This window comes from Shimia sp. MIT910701, assembly GCF_047126315.1.
In the GTDB taxonomy this organism is placed as follows: Bacteria; Pseudomonadota; Alphaproteobacteria; order Rhodobacterales; family Rhodobacteraceae; genus Shimia.
Genome location: NZ_CP138953.1, coordinates 4,075,083 through 4,091,023, shown reverse-complemented (window position 1 = coordinate 4,091,023; position 15,941 = coordinate 4,075,083). Strand labels below are relative to the sequence as shown.

Below are 15,941 nucleotides of genomic sequence, written 5' to 3'. Positions count from 1 at the left end.
CGCGGGCGAGGGCCTGCGGCGCGTGTTTCAATTGGAAAATACCCATGGCCGGACTGCAATACGTTCTGAAGCGCCTCGCGCTGATGGTCCCCACATTTGTGCTTGTGATGATCATCATTTTTCTTCTGGTCCGGCTGTTGCCGGGCGACCCAGCCATCGCAATTGCGGGCGACAAAGCCTCGGACGCTGATTTGGCGGCCATCCGGGAAAAGCTTGGCTTAAATGACCCGCTGCTGGTGCAGTTCTGGCTGTTTTTCACCAACACTTTGCAAGGCGACCTTGGGCGGTCGATCATGATGCGCACCTCTGTGTCCAGTGTGATCCTTGAGCGGTTGCCAACCACAGGGTTCCTTGCGCTTTTTGCGGTGTCTTTGTCGCTGCTGATTGCCGGGCCGTTGGCTTTTGTGGCCGCACTCAACCGTGGCAAATGGCCAGACACAGTAATCCGCACGGTGTTTCAGGTGGGACTGTCGATGCCGGTGTTTTACATTGGGTTGATCCTACTGACCTTCCTTGCGGCGCAGCTGCGCTGGTTCCCGGTGGGGGGTAGCGGCGACGGCTTCTTTGGTCAGCTCTACTACCTGTTCCTGCCGTCGATGACCGTGGCGCTCTACACCTCCGCAATCATCATGCGCAATTTGCGGGCCTCGATCATCGAAGTGCTGGACGCGGAATATGTGCAGTTTGCCCGCGCCAAAGGGCTGCCCAATCGGCTGATCCTGGGGCGGCATGTGCTGCGCAACGCGCTGATTTCCACCATCACACTTTTGGGCCTGTCGATTGGCAACCTGATGAGCGGCACGTTGGTGACCGAGACCGTATTTGCCGTGCCCGGATTGGGGCGGCTAATGCTGGAAGCGATTTTTGCGCGGGACTATCCGCTTATTCAGGGGCTGACGCTAACCTTTGCCATTCTGGTGTCGATTGTCTTCCTGCTGACCGATCTGTTCCAAAGCCTGCTTGATCCAAGGATGCGTCTGACATGAGCGATGCTGTTGTGACTTCTGCAAAATCCTCCGATGCGCCGCTGTCGCGGCTACAGCTGGCGCTGCGCTAGCCGGGGTTTCTGATCGGGGCTGTGATCATCGGGTTTTCCACCCTGTTGGCGCTTTTTCCAAGCTTCTTTGCGCCCTATGATCCAAACTTCATTGATTATCTGGCGGTGCGGCAACCCCCAAGCTGGGCGCATCCGTTTGGCACCGACATGCTGGGACGGGACGCGCTGTCGCGGGTGATCCACGCCTATACGGTGAACATGCAGATGGCGATTTTGGCGACGGTCTTTGCCCTGACCATTGGCGTCACTATCGGGGCCTTGGTGGGCTATTATCGCGGTGTGGCCGACATGATTTTTGGCCGCGTGGTGGATGCGATCATCACCTTCCCGTTTCTGGTGCTGGTCATTGCAGTGGTGGCCGTGTTGGGGCCGGGGCTTATCAACATGTACATCGCGATCACGCTGGTGGGCTGGGTCTATTACGCGCGGCTGATGCGGGCTGAGGTGATTGCGCAGATGGGCAATGACTACGCCAGCGCCGGGATTGTCATGGGCTATTCCGACCGGCGCATCATTTTCCGCCATTTGCTGCCCAATGCGATCACGCCGGTGATTGTATATTGGATGACCGACATGGCGCTGGCGATCCTGCTGGGGTCGTCGCTCGGCTATCTTGGATTGGGGGCGCAGCCGCCGCAGGCCGAGTGGGGCGTGCTGATTGCTGAGGGGCGCAACTTTATCACCACGGCCTGGTGGCTGAGCCTGATGCCGGGGATTGCGATTGTGATCACGGGACTTGGATTCTCGTTGATTGGCGACGGTCTTGCGGACCTGTTGCGGCCACGCGGGTGAGGGGAAAGACAATGACAGATCACCCGATTTTGGAAGTAGAGAACCTCTGCACCACCTTTAGCCGGGGCGGCACCGACCTCCCTGCGGTGCGCGATGTGAGCTTTGCGCTGTGCAAAGGTCAGGTGCAGGGGCTTGTGGGAGAAAGTGGCTCCGGCAAGAGCGTGACTTTGCGCTCGATCCTGGGATTGGCGCGGCACTATGGAGAGGTGCGCGGGTCCGTGCGCTGGCAGGGGCAAGAGCTGACCACGATGTCAGAACGGCAGCTGCGCAAGATCCGCGGCCGCGAGATTGCGATGATTTTTCAGGAGCCGATGATCTCGCTCAATCCGCTGCTGACGGTGGGCACACAGTTGACGGAGACCTTGAAGGCGCACACCGATCTGGGGCGGCGGGCGCGGCGTGATCGGGCAATTGAGATGCTCGATCACGTGGGCATTCCCGCAGCGGCCTCTCGGCTTGGCGAGTACCCACACCAGTTTTCCGGTGGGATGCGCCAACGGGTGATGATTGCGATTGCCTTGGCGGCGAGCCCGAAGCTGTTGCTGGCGGATGAGCCAACCACAGCGCTGGATGTGACCATTCAGGCACAGATTTTGGACCTGATCCTGAAGCTGGCGGATGAGATGTCGATGGGAGTGGTGCTGGTGACGCACGATCTTGGCGTTGTGGCGCAGACCTGTGACACGGTGTCGGTGATGTATGCCGGACGGGTGGTGGAGCAGGGCGATGTGCGGCAGGTGTTGCAAACCCCGCGCCATCCCTACACCGAGGGCCTGATGCGGTCAGTGCCGCAGGATGTGCCGCCGCGCGCGCAGCTCTATTCGGTGCCGGGAACGCCGCCGAGCCTGTTTTCATTGCCGGAAGGCTGTGCCTTTGCGCCGCGCTGTCAGGCGGCTGGACCAGCCTGTCAGACCGCGCGGCCCACGTTGCAGGACATTGCGCCGGGGCGGCAGACCGCCTGTTTCCATCCACTGCCCGCGACACAGGAAGACGCCGCATGACCCAGACTGTGATGAAAATCGACGACCTGCATTTGTCGTTTCCGGTGTCGCGCAGCCTTTTGGATGTGGTGCAGCGCAGGCCGGGGAAATCGGTGAATGCGCTCAATGGTGTGAGCCTTGAGTTGCAGCAGGGGGAGACCCTTGGTGTGGTAGGGGAGTCCGGTTGTGGCAAGTCGACTTTGGCGCGTTGTATTGTGCGGCTGTACGAGCCAACCAGCGGGCAGATCCACTTTGATGAACAGAACATCTTTGGCGCGGCGGCGCGCAAGGATCGCAGCTACAACCGGCGCGTTCAGATGATGTTTCAGGACCCGTATTCGTCGCTGAACCCACGTATGACAACCGGCGATATTCTGGCCGAAGCACTGCGGGTGCACCAGATGCGGCCCGAGGCGGAGATTGCGCCGCGGGTGGCAGAGTTGTTGGATTTGGTGCGGTTGCCGCAAGATGCAGCGGAGAAACTGCCGCATGAGTTCTCTGGCGGACAGCGGCAGAGGATTGCGATTGCGCGGGCCTTGGCAGTGGAGCCGGAGGTGCTGATCGCGGATGAACTGGTCTCGGCTTTGGATGTGTCGGTGCAGGCGCAGGTGGTGAACCTATTGCTGGAGCTGCAGCAGCGGTTGCATCTGACCATTCTGTTTGTCGCGCATGATCTGAGATTGGTGCGGCATGTATCCAACCGTGTGGCGGTGATTTATCTGGGGCGGATTGTGGAGATTGGCGACAGTGAGACGTTGTTTTCTGCGCCGTCACATCCCTATTCGCAGGCCTTGCTGAGCGCGGCGCCGTCGCTGGACCCGGATGACAAAGGCGCGGCGATCCAATTGGAGGGCGAGCTGCCGCCGCCTCTCAATGTGCCGCCGGGCTGTCCGTTCCACGTGCGCTGTCGCCATGTGACAGCCCAATGCCGGACGGTGATCCCGGCATTGCGGGCCTTGGAGGGACGCGGCGAAGTGGCCTGTCATCATGCGGAGGAGATCAATCAACATGCCTGATTGTGGGATCGAGACTGTGCCGCCGCAGGTGTCGGCGTTGCGCGCAGAAATGCGTCTGCGTGGGTTGGATGCGTTTATCCTGCCAAGATATGACGCGCACCAAGGCGAGTATGTCGCGCCGCATGATGAGCGGTTGCGGTATGTGACCGGGTTTTCCGGGTCGGCGGGCATGGCGATCGTGACCATGGATGAGGTCGCGATGTTTGTGGATGGGCGCTACAGCGTGCAGGTGCGGGAAGAGTGCTTGGGTGCGGTGTTTTCATTCCACCACTTGTTTGAAGAAGCGCCGGAGGCGTGGTTGTCGGAGAAGGCCGGGGATTGGTGGTGCGTGGGGTTTGATCCGATGCATTTGCCGCCCAGTTGGCATGATCGTTTTGCCGGGGCGCTTGCGGAGATCGGCGTGCAGCTGGCGGCGCAGAATGACAATCCGGTGGATTTCATTTGGGATGCGCAGCCGCCATCGCCAATGGGGCAGGTCAGCGCGATGCCGTTGCAGTTTGCCGGGAAAACCGCCAGCGAGAAGGTGGCGGATCTGACAGCGTTCATGGCGCAGCAAGGGGCGCAGTTTCATGTGGAGACGCAGCCGGACAACATTGCCTGGTGCCTGAATGTGCGCGGGGACGATGTGCCGTTTTTGCCAATTCCACAGTCCTTTATGTTGGTGGCAGATACGGGTGCGGTGACCTGGTTTGTGGAACCGGAGAAGCTGCCGGATGATTTGGTGGCCAGCCTGCCGGAGAGCATCTCGGTGGTGCCTCCACATGGGTTTTTGCCATCGATCCGCGCCTCGGTGAAAACCGGGCAGCGGGTTCTGGTAGACCCGGAGTTCTCACCAGTCGCGGTGTGTCTGGCGCTGGAGAAGATTGGCGCCAAGATTGAACGGCGGACCAGTTATCTGACCCATCTCAAAGCGTTGAAGAATGCGGTGGAGCTGGAAGGCATGCGCGCCTGTCACCTTCAGGACGGTGTGGCGGTGACTGAGTTTTCGGCCTGGTTGGCGGAAACAGTGCCTGTGCGGGTGGCCAACGGTGATCCTTTGCGGGAGAGTGAGGCAGAGGCGCAGGTGAATGCGTTTCGCGAGGCCAGTGGCAGTTACCTGAGCGAGAGTTTCAATACGATCTCGGCGGCAGGGGGCAATGCCGCGATGTGCCACTACGCCACTACCGAGACGCGCGATGCGGCGATTTTGCCGGAGGCGCCGTACCTGCTGGACAGTGGCGGGCAGTATGAGACCGGGACCACCGATATCACTCGCAGTTTTGCCTTTGGGCAGCGGCCTGAAGGGTACGACCAAGCCTACACCGCAGTGTTCAAGGCGTTTTATGCGCTGGCCACGTTGAAGTTTCCGCGCGGTACGCAAGGGCATCATATTGATGCGATTTGCCGGCGACCGCTGTGGGATTTGGGGTTGGATTATGACCACGGCACGGGCCACGGGATTGGGCATCGGCTGTCGGTGCACGAGCATCCGCAGCGAATTGGCAAGCCAGTCAGTGCGGTGGATTTGATGCCAGGCATGGTGATGTCGATTGAGCCGGGACACTATGTGGCCGGGCTCTATGGCATCCGGATTGAGAACTTGTTTGAGATTGTCGAAGAGGACAACGGCTTCTTTGGGTTCCGCAATCTGACCTGGGCACCGATCATGACGGAGATGTTAGCGTTTGAGGCGCTGACGGCGGCGGAAGTCGCCTGGTTGGACAGCTATCACCAAGAGGTGGAAGCGAAGCTGGGGCCGTTTCTGAGCGACCGTGCCTTGGCGTGGTGTCGGGGCAATGTGGCGCGTGGCCAGGGTGCAGCGATAGGTTGAGCATCGCGTGGGCGTGCTGGTGGGTCAGACTGGCACGTCCGGCGTGTTCTTGATCTCGTTTAACGCGAGGCTGGTGCGGATGGATCCAATGTGCGGCAGTTTCAGGAGCCGCTGTTTGATGGTTTCTTCGTAGTCCCGCACGCTGAGCGCGAGCACCTTGAGGATGTAGTCCTGATCGCCGGTGGCGGAGTAACACTCTACCACCTCCGGGAGAAATTCGATGGCGGCCTCAAATTCTTCCAGCGACTCCTGTGTGTGTTCTTGCAGCTTCACAAGACAAAAGGCGACGATGTCAAAGCCAAGCTTCTGGGCATCCAAAACGTACCGTTTATCAGTGATGTAGCCTTCTTCGCGCAGCCGTTTCAGACGGCGCCAACAGGGTGTGTGGCTCAATCCGGTAACCTCGCCAAGCTCTCGCATTGTAAGCTCTGGTTGTTCCTGAATGGCCCGCAAAATGCGTTTGTCGGCGTCGTCCAAAACTGTCCCCTTCCTCCGTTGTAACTGTATACAACGAAAGCAAATTTCCTTGCAGCATAAAATTTGACCGTTTGGTCCTACTTTTTGCGCGCAAAATGAAACGCTGTTGCGCGTTAGCGGAAACAGGACTTCAAAATCGTGACCCGGTTTCCGGAAGCCGCCCTAGGGTTGAACGCTCATAAGTACGATTTTGGGAGGACGTCATGAAACATTGGATTGCAGCCGCCGCGACAGCCGCGCTTGTGAGCGTTGCGCCAGTTGCCAGCTTTGCAGAGACCATCCGGGTGACTTTGCAGCTGCCGGAAACACATTCCTTGGGCAAAAACTGGTTGGATTTCGCTAGCATCGTGGAGGAGAAGTCCGGCGGCGATCTGAAGGTGCAGCTGTTCCCGTCAGCACAGTTGTTCAAGGACAAAGAAGTGCCAGGTGCCGTGGGTAGCGGTGCGGTGGAAGCGGGCTCTGCTTTTATCGGTCGTTTTGCAGGGTCCGTTCCTGCGGTGGACGTTGTATCGATCCCGTTTATCTTTAGCGACGAGGCGCACATTCGTGCCGCCGTGGCACCGGGCTCCGACATGCGCGCGACTTTGGACGCGGCGATCCTCAAAGAGACCAACAACCGCATTCTGTGGTGGCAGGCTTTTGGTCGCAACGTATACCTGACAAACGGCGAAGCGATCGTGGAACCGGCTGATATTGCGGACAAAAAAGTCCGTACCTACGGTAAGGTCCATGGCTGGACCGTGCAGGAACTTGGCGGTGCGCCAACCCTGATGTCCGGCTCCAAACAGTTCCTTGCGTATCAGCAGGGTGCTGTTGATGTGGGCATGACCGGCGCGTCTGCGGTAAAATCCCGCAAGCTGTTTGAAGTGATGGATCAGATGACCCTGACCTTTGACAGCGCGATCGAGTTTGTCGCGGTGATCAACAATGACGTCTACGAAGGTCTGTCTGATGAGCACAAAGCCATCATCGACGCGGCCGCTGCGGAAGTGGAGCAGAAGTTGCGCGACCAGATCTATGCTGAAGAGGCAGCCACCGTGGACGAGATGAAGGCCAACATGACCGTGACTGAGCTGTCCGATGAGCAGCGCGCGGCTTGGGTTGCGGCGACGGCGAGCGTTGTGGACCGCTTTGTTGAAGAAACTGGCGACACCGGTGCGGCGGCGGTTGCGGCTGTGAAAGGCGCAATGACCAACTAAGCCTTTTGGGGGGACGCTGTCCTATTGGATGGTGTCCCTTTTTTCTTACCCGCGAAAATCACAGCAAGGAGTGGCCAATGATCATCCGGATCATTGATGGCATCACTGAATTCACAGGCAAGCTTTGTGCCTGGACCCTGTTTGCCATCGGCTTTTTCATCACGTTTGAAGTGCTTATGCGTTACGTTTTTAACGCGCCCACCATTTGGGTGGATGAGATCAGCCGAGTGTTGCAGGTCTGGGTGGTGTACCTGGGCGCGGCCTATGTGCTGAAGCACCGTGAGATGGTCACGATTGATGTGCTGTTGAGTAATCCAAACACAATTTGGCGTCGGCTGGCGGAGACTTTGGCGATTGTTGTGTTGTTCATTTTTGCGGGCACGGCGTGTTATTTCGGGTTCCAGATTTGGCTGAAAGCCACTATGGCGGGGCACACCACGGACACCTATCTGGCACCACCAAAGATGATCACCCATGCACCGGTTTGGGTGGGCAGCGCGTTGTTGATGCTACAGGGCGGGGTGCAGCTTTATCGCGTGTGGGCCGAGCCTTTGCCCGGCGATGACGTGATGGGGGGCGCACACTGATGGAAGCGGTTCTCATTCTTGTGGCGCTGATGGCGCTGTTGTTGTTGCGCACGCCGGTGGCCTTTGCTTTGGGCGGGCTGGGCGTGATCCTGTTGGGGCTTAAGGGGCTGCCGCTGGTGGCGGTGCCGCAGCGGTTGCACGGATCGATGGACAGCTTTGAGCTGCTTGCCGTGCCGATGTTTTTGTTGATGTCCAATGTCTTGCTCAAAGGCGGCGTGGGGCGAGACCTTTATGCGGCGGTGCAAAGCTGGGTGGGGCATTGGCCCGGCGGGCTGGGTGTGGCGACGATCCTGTCCTGCACGTTGTTCTCCGCCATTTCCGGCTCTTCGGTGGCGACGGCGGCGACGATTGGCACCGTGGCGATCCCCGAAATGTCCAAGCGGGGCTACGACAAACCATTTGTTTACGGCATGTTGGCGGCGGGCGGCACCTTGGGGATTTTGATCCCGCCGTCGATCCCGCTGATCATTTACGGCGTGGTGACGGAAAGCTCGATCCCGACGCTGTTCCTTGCAGGGATTGGGCCGGGGTTGTTCCTGGCGTCCGCCTTTATCGTCTATGGCATGTTGTTTTCGCGCTTTTACGGCGCCTACCAGCCGATTGCCAAAGCTGATTGGGGCACACGTGCGCGGACCTCGGCGATGGCATTGCCAACCGTGGCGCTGGCAGTGGCCATCGTAGGCTCGATCTACACGGGCATTGCAACGCCATCGGAAAGCGCAGGGCTGGGCTTTGTGATCGCTTTGGTCATGACCTTCGCCATGGGGCGGATGGATTTTGCCAAGTTGCGTGAGGCCGTCGAGGGCTCTTTGCGGACGTCGGTGATGGTGTTGATCATCGTGGCGGGGGCCAAGGTGTTTTCCTACGCGATCACGCTCTATCTGATCCCGCAGTCGATCAGCGCGTTTTTGACAGAGAACATCTCCAACCCAAGCCTGTTTATTCTCGCAGTCGGTCTGGTGCTTCTGTTCATGGGGTTCTTCCTGGAAAGCCTGTCGATGCTGCTCATTATGGTGCCGGTGCTGCTGCCAGCGGTGCTCAACATCGGGATTGATCCGATCTGGTTTGGCATCTTCTTTGTGGTGCTGATTGAGACTGCGCTGATCACCCCGCCCGTGGGGATGAACCTGTTTGTCATTCAGGCGGTGGCCAATGCGCGGTTGCAGGAGGTCGCGAAAGGCGCGCTGCCGTTTGCGGGTATCATGCTGGCGGTGGCGGTGCTGTTGTGGTTCTGGCCCGATCTGGCGCTCTACATCCCCTATGAATTGGCGCGCTAAGTAGGAGGGCGAAGGTGATGAAAAACACGGTGCGGATTGCCCCCAATGAGGGGCGGAACCTACGGGCGGCGCGGTTGCGCTCCCTGCTGGAACAGAAAGAGCTGGTGGTGGCGCCTTGTTGCTATGATGCGCTGTCGGCCAAGCTGATCGAGCAGGCGGGGTTTGACATGACCTTCATGTCGGGCTTTGCCGCCTCGGCCTCGCGCATTGGTATGCCGGATCTGGGGCTAATGAGCTATGGCGAGGTGGTGGACCATGTGCGCAACATATCTGAGGCGACCAGCCTGCCGTTTGTGGCCGATGGCGACACGGGCTACGGCAACGCGATGAATGTGATCCGCACCGTTAAAGGCCTTGCGCGGGCCGGGGCGGCGGCGGTGATGATTGAAGATCAGGTGGCGCCAAAACGCTGTGGCCACACACCGGGCAAGGCGGTGGTGGCGCGCGAGGTGGCGTTTGATCGCATCAAGGCGGCGGTGGACGCGCGGGAGGAAGAAGACGTGCTGATCCTGGCCCGCACAGACGCGCGCAAGGCCCATGGGCTGGGCGAGGCGATAGAGCGGGCGCAGCGGTTCTTTGAGCTCGGTGCGGACATCATCTTTATCGAGGCACCGCAGAGCGTGGAGGAAATGCGCCAGATTTGTGAGGAAACGCCAGGGCTGTTGATGGCCAATATGCTGGAGGGCGGCGACACGCCGATCCTGTCCCATGCGGAGCTGGCGGACATGGGGTTCAACCTTGCGGCCTATCCGCTGACGCTGTTGTCGGCGGTGATGCAGCAGATGGTGGAAACCCTGGCGGCGATGAAGGCCGACACGGTGCAGACGTCCGGGTTGATGTCGTTTGAAGAGGTGCGCGAGCGGGTAGGGTTCAACGCGTATTATGCGGCCTCGGAAGGGTATAAGGCCTAGGGCTAGCTGAGTTGCGCGGGCGTCTCTGGATGGCCCGCGCAAGACCGCTACTTTTTGAAGGCCAGCCGCAGATCATCAATGGCGTTGATCTGGCCTTGTGATAGCTCGCCCAGAACCAGCGGTTGCAGAACATCTTGAAGCGTGTCCCAAGCGCGACCGTCATCCAACTTGTAAAGCCGCTTTCCGAGTCGAGGAATGGCGTAGATCGGCTCGTCGCATTGTGTCATCAGCCAGCGTCCAAGCACCTCCATCTCATGGGCTTCTTCCTCGGAACAGCGAAGCTTTTTGCGAAGAAGCACATGCAGTTGGTCGCGGGTTTCCTGTGTCGGCAGGCCGTCGACCTCCAGAAAGGCTTGCGCGATGGCGCAGATGGCGATGCGCGGGTCGTCAATGCCTTCCACAGGGTGCTGTCCGGTTTTGCGGCGGAATGCAATGCGACGCGGGGCGTTGATGGCCGTGGTGGCCAAATCAGATGCGGTGTCGATGGCTTCGCGCGGGTTCATACGCGCCCACCACCAGATGGCGCCGCCGACAGCTGTGAGAATGGCAATGAGAATGTGCATAGTGAAAGGCTCGACAGGTTATGGTGTAATCTGTCGGGAGATTAGACATCTTTGGTTGTGTTGAGAAGCAGCAAATGCGCCGGTTGTGCGCAGATGTCAGCTGAGTTGCGCGGCGGTGCAGGCGCGGAACTTTTGCACCTCTGGGGCTGCGCCTTCGAGGGGAATGGTCACGGTTTGGGCTTCGGTGAAGGCCAGCGCCGTGGCGTTGAATTGTAACCCGTCGAGCACATTGCCAAAGCCGCTGTCCGCCACATTGAGCGTCTGGTTGCTGTCTGACAGTGCGTGCTGAGGCGTGGAGATCACGGTTTCATTGGGACCGATGAAGCGCATGGCGAACCATGGGGTGGGGTGCCATGGTGCGGACTTTTGGGTGATCGCGAGGGTGTAGAGCGGTTTGCCTGGGTCGTAAGTGAGGTGGATGTGGGCCTCTGCGGTTTCGTGCGTGAGGGTGCAGATGGGAGAGCTTGTGGCTTCCCAATCGGCGGCTGGGGAGGCGAGGAAGAGGGCTGTTAGGAATGCGCGCATGGGGAGAGGGTAGGGCGTTAGGTGGGCGGTCGTCGACACCCTCGAGATCACAAAAGCATGATGCTTTGCATCATGCTGTGCCCGACCTCCCCGTCGCACCGTAGGTGCGCCGCTTTTTTGATCGGCACGCCTCTGGCGTGACGGGAGGGCGCGTTCGCTTCCTCCCAAGGTCGGGCGCGGCGTTTCATAACGGGGCGAAATTCGCGGAAATAGTTTGGATTGAAGTTGGGAAATCCTCCGTTCCCTTTCTGAGCGTTACGAGAGATAAGTGCAGTATGAATATTGCGATCAAATTGGTTTCTGCTTGCGTCGTGGTCATCGCTACTTTTGGTACGGTCGCAGAGGCGCAAGTTTTTCCGTCTCGTGCGGTGCTCAGTGTAACAAATGGGTACACCGGCGCCGACGGAGAGGAACTTAGGAATTTCTTGCAAGCTCAGGGGTTTACGGTTGCGAAGCAGAAAGAAAATGATTGGCATTACGGCGTGTCAATTTACTCTTCTCCCTCCAAAACTCTAAGGGATCATTTAGGTGCTCATCCTGCCTGTGTTGAGCTGGATTGCCAGTGGTACTGGGCTGTTCGAAATCAGACCCCTCCAGTCTTTTCGCTCCTTTTTGCGCATACCTATCGGTTTCTTTGGGTAGAAAACGCCGGCGTTGTTGATGTGATTTTCGAAGACCATTCTTTCTGGCGCGGCAACAAATAGACATCCACGTCAGGATGATGTGTCTTGTTCGCTGCCTAGGCAAATAGATGGCCGGTGTCACTTTCACATAATTCTTTTCCAATTGGCCCGGAACAAGGCGCTTTGCGCCGCCGGGCCAGCGCCGGACCGGCCCCATGGGCCGGCGCATTTGCAAGCGTCGAGCTCGCTAGACAGGGCGGGAGACACGTGGCGGACATAAAGTGCCAACTTGGGGCGTTGTTTGCGCCAGCCCCCGGTCCGGCGCTGGCCCTACAGTTTCACGCTTGGTACGAGGCCCCGGATCAGGTCCGGGGCGGGGTTAGCGGTTGCGTTTGCTTCTGGTGTTCCCACCACGTTGCCCAGCACGTCCAGCCGTTGACCGGCCTTTGCTCTTGGTGGCTTTCTCCTCGGCGGCCTTAATCGCGTACTGCCGCGCCATGGGGTCGTCGGCGACGGCCAGGTCCACCGCTTCCAGACGTTTGACCTCGTCGCGCAGGCGGGCGGCTTCTTCGAATTCGAGGTTCTCGGCGGCTTTGCGCATGTCTTCGCGCAGCCCGTTGAGCACAGCCTCCAAGTTGCCCCCCGCAAGCGGGTTGTCGATTTTGGCGGTGACGCGGGATTGGTCTGTGTCGCCTTGATAAAGCCCAGCCAAAACGTCCTCGACGTTCTTTTTGACCGTGGCGGGTGTGATGCCGTGTTCTTCGTTGTAGGCGATCTGTTTGGCGCGGCGGCGGTTGGTTTCGCCAATGGCGCGCTCCATGGAGCCGGTCATGCGGTCGGCGTACATGATCACGCGGCCTTCGGCGTTTCGTGCCGCACGGCCGATGGTTTGTACGAGCGAGGTTTCGGAGCGCAGGAAGCCCTCTTTGTCGGCGTCCAGAATGGCGACCAGACCACATTCCGGAATGTCGAGACCCTCGCGCAGGAGGTTGATGCCGACCAGCACGTCAAAGGCGCCAAGGCGCAGGTCGCGCAGGATTTCGATGCGCTCCAGCGTGTCGATGTCGCTGTGCATGTAGCGGATTTTGATGCCCTGTTCGTGCAGGTATTCGGTGAGGTCCTCGGCCATGCGTTTGGTCAATGTCGTGACCAGCGTGCGGAAGCCCTCTGCTGTGACTTTGCGGATTTCATCCAGCAGGTCGTCGACTTGCATCTCTACCGGGCGGATTTCGACCTCGGGATCAAGCAGGCCTGTGGGACGGATGACCTGTTCGGCAAAGACGCCGCCGGATTGCTCGATCTCCCACGCCGCCGGGGTGGCGGAGACAAAGACCGACTGGGGGCGCATGGCGTCCCATTCCTCGAATTTCAGCGGGCGGTTGTCCATGCACGACGGCAGGCGGAAGCCGTGTTCGGCCAGCGTGAACTTGCGGCGGTAGTCGCCGCGATACATGCCGCCGATTTGCGGCACGGAGACGTGGCTTTCATCGGCAAAGACAATGGCGTTGTCGGGGATGAATTCAAACAGGGTGGGGGGCGGCTCGCCCGGCGCGCGGCCGGTGAGATAGCGCGAATAGTTTTCGATGCCGTTGCAGAAGCCTTGCGCTTCGAGCATTTCGATGTCGAAGTTGGTGCGCTGCTCCAAGCGCTGGGCTTCGAGAAGCTTGCCTTCGTCCACCAGTTGGTCAAGCCGCGTGCGCAGCTCCTTTTTGATGTTGATGATGGCTTGGTTCAGGGTTGGCTTGGGTGTCACATAGTGGCTGTTGGCGTAAACGCGGATGTGCTCAAAGGTGTCGGTCTTCTCACCGGTGAGCGGGTCAAACTCGGTGATGCTTTCGAGTTCCTCGCCAAAGAAGGAGAGCTTCCACGCGCGGTCTTCGAGGTGGGCGGGGAAGATTTCCAGACTGTCGCCGCGCACCCTGAAGGACCCACGTTGGAAGGCGGCGTCGTTGCGGCGGTATTGTTGGGCGACAAGATCGGCGATCACCTGGCGCTGGTCGTATTCGCCACCTGCTTTCAGGTCGAGCGTCATGGCAGAGTAGGTTTCCACCGAGCCGATGCCGTAGATGCAAGACACAGACGCCACAATGATCACGTCGTCGCGTTCCAGCAAAGCCCGAGTGGCGGAGTGGCGCATGCGGTCGATCTGTTCGTTGATCTGGCTTTCCTTCTCAATGAAGGTGTCAGAGCGCGGGACGTATGCTTCTGGTTGGTAGTAGTCATAGAAGCTGACGAAGTATTCGACGGCGTTTTCCGGGAAGAAGCCTTTCATCTCGCCGTAGAGCTGGGCCGCGAGGGTCTTGTTGGGGGCGAGAATGATGGCCGGGCGTTGGGTCTCCTCAATCACCTTGGCCATGGTGAAGGTTTTGCCGGTGCCGGTAGCGCCCAGCAGCACCTGATTGCGCTCGCCGTCGGTCACGCCTGAGGAGAGTTCGGCGATGGCGGTGGGCTGGTCGCCTGCGGGTTCAAACTCGGTGTGCATGACGATGCGCTTGCCGCCTTCCAGCTTGGGACGGCGTTTGGCCTCACGATCGACCATCTGTGGCAGGTTACTGGCATCACTCATCGTGGCGTCCCGTGTTGAAAGAGTCGTTTGCGCGATTTTGGTCTCTTTTTGTTCTTATGCAAGGGCGAAAGCGCAGATGGGGTCCGGGGATTTGGGTGAGAGGATGCTGCGCCGCGCCAAGAAATACTTCGCAAGTGCAGAAATTTCTGACTGCTTGGTCCAAGAAAATACGCGTGTTGCGGGCAAACTTACCCTTGGTAAGGTGTCGGTACGCCGCTTTTGGTAAGAAATTGTGGGTGCTTTGGTAATTTTAGAACAAAATTCCTGCTATTTGGGAAATTAAATATATGTTGCACTTGCCAAATGATTGGCATCCTCGCTATGGTCAATTCAGCAAGCAGCCCGCTGAGGTCGCCAGTCCAAACTGCACCTACACCCCTCGCTCCCCGCGGCTTGGTCCGGAACCTGGGCTGCTTGCAAGCTTACTCCCCCTTTGATTGGTGATTTGCCGCGCTTTTGCGGCGGTTTGTCCGTGTTTGGCCTCTTGCCCGAACGGTGAGAATCCGAGATAAAGCGGCAAGCCAAGGAGTGCCCCATGATTGCGCGTATCTATCAGCCAGCCCGCACGGCGATGTCGTCGGGAACCGCCAAAACCCACCAGTGGGTGTTGGAATATGGTCCGTCGGAAGCCAAGGATATTGATCCGCTGATGGGCTGGACCGGCTCGGGGGACACGCAAAGCCAGGTGCGCCTGAAGTTTGACAGCAAAGAAGCGGCTGTGACCTACGCACGGGAAAACGACATCGAAGTGCAGGTTTTGGAGCCACACAAGCGCAAGGCCAACATTCGTCAGGGCGGCTATGGCGAGAACTTTGCCACCAACCGACGCGGGGCCTGGACCCACTGAGTGCCGGGACACAAAGTTGATTAAGAAAGGCGCCGTGGGGCGCCTTTTGTGTTTTTGGAGCGGCAATGGCTGAGATTGAATTTCTGATAGATGAGGCTGGCCCGTTAGCGCCGACGTTTCTGTTTGGGCATGGGGCGGGTGCCACCATGGAGGCGCCTTTCATGGCGACGGTTGCGACCGGGTTGGCGCGACGGGGCGTTCGGGTGGCGCGGTTTGAATTTGCCTATATGGCGGCGCGGCGCCGCGGCGGCCCCAAGCGGTCGCCGCCGAAAGTTGATCTGTTGCAGGATGAGTTCCGTGCGGTCGTTCAGGCGCTGCCTTGTGCCGGTCCATTGTTCATTGGCGGCAAGTCTATGGGCGGTCGGGTTGCCAGCCTTGTCGCTGACGCGTTGTTTGAAGCTGGTGATATTTGCGGTCTCCTATGCCTTGGCTATCCATTTCATCCTCAAGGAAAGCCGGAAAAGCTACGCACCGCACATCTGGCGGAGCTGCAAACGCCGTCACTGATCTGCCAAGGCACACGCGATCCATTTGGAACCGATGCGGAGGTGGCGAGCTATGCGTTATCAGAGCAAATTGAAATGGCTTGGGTGCAAGATGGCGACCATGATCTGAAACCGCGTAAGCGGGTGACCGGTCTGAGCCACGAAGAACAGCTGGAACAGGTTTGTGATGGGGCTGCCGCGTGGATCAAGGCGCGTTGCTGAGCAT

General features: G+C 59.1%; 16 protein-coding genes. 12 read left to right on the top strand and 4 right to left on the bottom strand.

Annotation, left to right across the window (positions count from 1 at the left end):
- Positions 1-44: 44 nt before the first annotated feature.
- The 5 genes from SIB38_RS19930 (at position 45) to SIB38_RS19910 (ending at position 5,655) form a co-directional block, all read left to right on the top strand.
- The gene (locus SIB38_RS19930; protein WP_294118639.1) at positions 45-986 is read left to right on the top strand and encodes an ABC transporter permease; all 942 of its coding nucleotides are present in this window, start codon (positions 45-47) and stop codon (positions 984-986) included.
- A gap of 80 nt (positions 987-1,066) precedes the next feature.
- A complete protein-coding gene (locus SIB38_RS19925) occupies positions 1,067-1,849 on the top strand; it encodes an ABC transporter permease (protein ID WP_412552068.1) in 783 nt (260 codons plus the stop codon).
- A gap of 11 nt (positions 1,850-1,860) precedes the next feature.
- Positions 1,861-2,850 (top strand): ABC transporter ATP-binding protein, encoded by a 990-nt coding sequence (locus SIB38_RS19920; RefSeq protein ID WP_412550914.1) that lies wholly within the window; start codon positions 1,861-1,863, stop codon positions 2,848-2,850.
- On the top strand, positions 2,847-3,845 hold the full coding sequence (locus SIB38_RS19915) for an ABC transporter ATP-binding protein (RefSeq protein ID WP_412550913.1): 999 nt from the start codon (positions 2,847-2,849) through the stop codon (positions 3,843-3,845). The genes SIB38_RS19920 and SIB38_RS19915 overlap by 4 nt, the downstream gene beginning before the upstream one ends.
- Positions 3,838-5,655: an aminopeptidase P family protein gene (locus SIB38_RS19910; RefSeq protein ID WP_294118646.1), complete on the top strand. Its 1,818-nt coding sequence runs from the start codon at positions 3,838-3,840 to the stop codon at positions 5,653-5,655. The genes SIB38_RS19915 and SIB38_RS19910 overlap by 8 nt, the downstream gene beginning before the upstream one ends.
- A 24-nt stretch (positions 5,656-5,679) precedes the next feature.
- On the opposite strand, the gene SIB38_RS19905 is transcribed toward SIB38_RS19910, so the two are convergent.
- Complete coding sequence (locus SIB38_RS19905; RefSeq protein WP_294118647.1) at positions 5,680-6,132, bottom strand: Lrp/AsnC family transcriptional regulator; 453 nt, start codon at positions 6,130-6,132, stop codon at positions 5,680-5,682.
- Positions 6,133-6,335: 203 nt separating this feature from the next.
- On the opposite strand from SIB38_RS19905, the gene dctP reads away from it, so the two are divergent.
- From dctP to SIB38_RS19885, 4 genes are all read left to right on the top strand, one after another.
- Positions 6,336-7,331: a TRAP transporter substrate-binding protein DctP gene (gene dctP / locus SIB38_RS19900; protein ID WP_294118648.1), complete on the top strand. Its 996-nt coding sequence runs from the start codon at positions 6,336-6,338 to the stop codon at positions 7,329-7,331.
- A 77-nt stretch (positions 7,332-7,408) separates the two neighbouring features.
- Entirely contained in the window at positions 7,409-7,918 is a 510-nt protein-coding gene (locus SIB38_RS19895) for a TRAP transporter small permease (protein WP_412550912.1), read from the top strand.
- Positions 7,918-9,195 (top strand): TRAP transporter large permease, encoded by a 1,278-nt coding sequence (locus tag SIB38_RS19890; protein ID WP_412550911.1) that lies wholly within the window; start codon positions 7,918-7,920, stop codon positions 9,193-9,195. The genes SIB38_RS19895 and SIB38_RS19890 overlap by 1 nt, the downstream gene beginning before the upstream one ends.
- Before the next feature lie 17 nt (positions 9,196-9,212).
- Complete coding sequence (locus SIB38_RS19885) at positions 9,213-10,106, top strand: isocitrate lyase/PEP mutase family protein (protein ID WP_294118651.1); 894 nt, start codon at positions 9,213-9,215, stop codon at positions 10,104-10,106.
- A gap of 47 nt (positions 10,107-10,153) precedes the next feature.
- On the opposite strand, the gene SIB38_RS19880 is transcribed toward SIB38_RS19885, so the two are convergent.
- Together SIB38_RS19880 and SIB38_RS19875 are read right to left on the bottom strand one after the other, a co-directional pair.
- Positions 10,154-10,669: a hypothetical protein gene (locus SIB38_RS19880; protein WP_412550910.1), complete on the bottom strand. Its 516-nt coding sequence runs from the start codon at positions 10,667-10,669 to the stop codon at positions 10,154-10,156.
- Positions 10,670-10,765: 96 nt separating this feature from the next.
- Positions 10,766-11,194, bottom strand: coding sequence for a hypothetical protein (locus tag SIB38_RS19875; protein WP_412550909.1), 429 nt, complete (start codon positions 11,192-11,194; stop codon positions 10,766-10,768).
- A gap of 275 nt (positions 11,195-11,469) precedes the next feature.
- Between SIB38_RS19875 and SIB38_RS19870 the strand changes: the two genes are divergently transcribed.
- On the top strand, positions 11,470-11,898 hold the full coding sequence (locus tag SIB38_RS19870; RefSeq protein WP_412550908.1) for a hypothetical protein: 429 nt from the start codon (positions 11,470-11,472) through the stop codon (positions 11,896-11,898).
- A gap of 298 nt (positions 11,899-12,196) precedes the next feature.
- Here the strand turns inward: SIB38_RS19870 and uvrB are convergent, their stop codons facing one another.
- A complete protein-coding gene (gene uvrB / locus SIB38_RS19865; RefSeq protein ID WP_294118656.1) occupies positions 12,197-14,383 on the bottom strand; it encodes an excinuclease ABC subunit UvrB in 2,187 nt (728 codons plus the stop codon).
- A gap of 535 nt (positions 14,384-14,918) precedes the next feature.
- Between uvrB and SIB38_RS19860 the strand changes: the two genes are divergently transcribed.
- Positions 14,919-15,230 carry an ETC complex I subunit gene (locus SIB38_RS19860; protein WP_294118657.1) on the top strand — a complete coding sequence of 104 codons (312 nt, stop codon included), beginning with the start codon at positions 14,919-14,921 and terminating at the stop codon, positions 15,228-15,230.
- A gap of 65 nt (positions 15,231-15,295) precedes the next feature.
- A complete protein-coding gene (locus tag SIB38_RS19855; RefSeq protein WP_412550907.1) occupies positions 15,296-15,937 on the top strand; it encodes an alpha/beta family hydrolase in 642 nt (213 codons plus the stop codon).
- Positions 15,938-15,941 lie beyond the last annotated feature (4 nt).

What these genes read in the sequence shown, in the direction of transcription:
- SIB38_RS19890 (WP_412550911.1), top strand. Translation starts at nt 7,918, where the DNA reads ATGGAAGCGGTTCTCATTCTTGTGGCGCTGATGGCGCTGTTGTTGTTG.
- SIB38_RS19920 (WP_412550914.1), top strand. Translation starts at nt 1,861, where the DNA reads ATGACAGATCACCCGATTTTGGAAGTAGAGAACCTCTGCACCACCTTT.
- SIB38_RS19915 (WP_412550913.1), top strand. Translation starts at nt 2,847, where the DNA reads ATGACCCAGACTGTGATGAAAATCGACGACCTGCATTTGTCGTTTCCG.
- SIB38_RS19885 (WP_294118651.1), top strand. Translation starts at nt 9,213, where the DNA reads ATGAAAAACACGGTGCGGATTGCCCCCAATGAGGGGCGGAACCTACGG.
- SIB38_RS19910 (WP_294118646.1), top strand. Translation starts at nt 3,838, where the DNA reads ATGCCTGATTGTGGGATCGAGACTGTGCCGCCGCAGGTGTCGGCGTTG.
- SIB38_RS19870 (WP_412550908.1), top strand. Translation starts at nt 11,470, where the DNA reads ATGAATATTGCGATCAAATTGGTTTCTGCTTGCGTCGTGGTCATCGCT.
- SIB38_RS19875 (WP_412550909.1), bottom strand. Translation starts at nt 11,194, where the DNA reads ATGCGCGCATTCCTAACAGCCCTCTTCCTCGCCTCCCCAGCCGCCGAT.
- dctP (WP_294118648.1), top strand. Translation starts at nt 6,336, where the DNA reads ATGAAACATTGGATTGCAGCCGCCGCGACAGCCGCGCTTGTGAGCGTT.
- SIB38_RS19895 (WP_412550912.1), top strand. Translation starts at nt 7,409, where the DNA reads ATGATCATCCGGATCATTGATGGCATCACTGAATTCACAGGCAAGCTT.
- SIB38_RS19855 (WP_412550907.1), top strand. Translation starts at nt 15,296, where the DNA reads ATGGCTGAGATTGAATTTCTGATAGATGAGGCTGGCCCGTTAGCGCCG.
- SIB38_RS19860 (WP_294118657.1), top strand. Translation starts at nt 14,919, where the DNA reads ATGATTGCGCGTATCTATCAGCCAGCCCGCACGGCGATGTCGTCGGGA.
- SIB38_RS19930 (WP_294118639.1), top strand. Translation starts at nt 45, where the DNA reads ATGGCCGGACTGCAATACGTTCTGAAGCGCCTCGCGCTGATGGTCCCC.
- SIB38_RS19880 (WP_412550910.1), bottom strand. Translation starts at nt 10,669, where the DNA reads ATGCACATTCTCATTGCCATTCTCACAGCTGTCGGCGGCGCCATCTGG.
- uvrB (WP_294118656.1), bottom strand. Translation starts at nt 14,383, where the DNA reads ATGAGTGATGCCAGTAACCTGCCACAGATGGTCGATCGTGAGGCCAAA.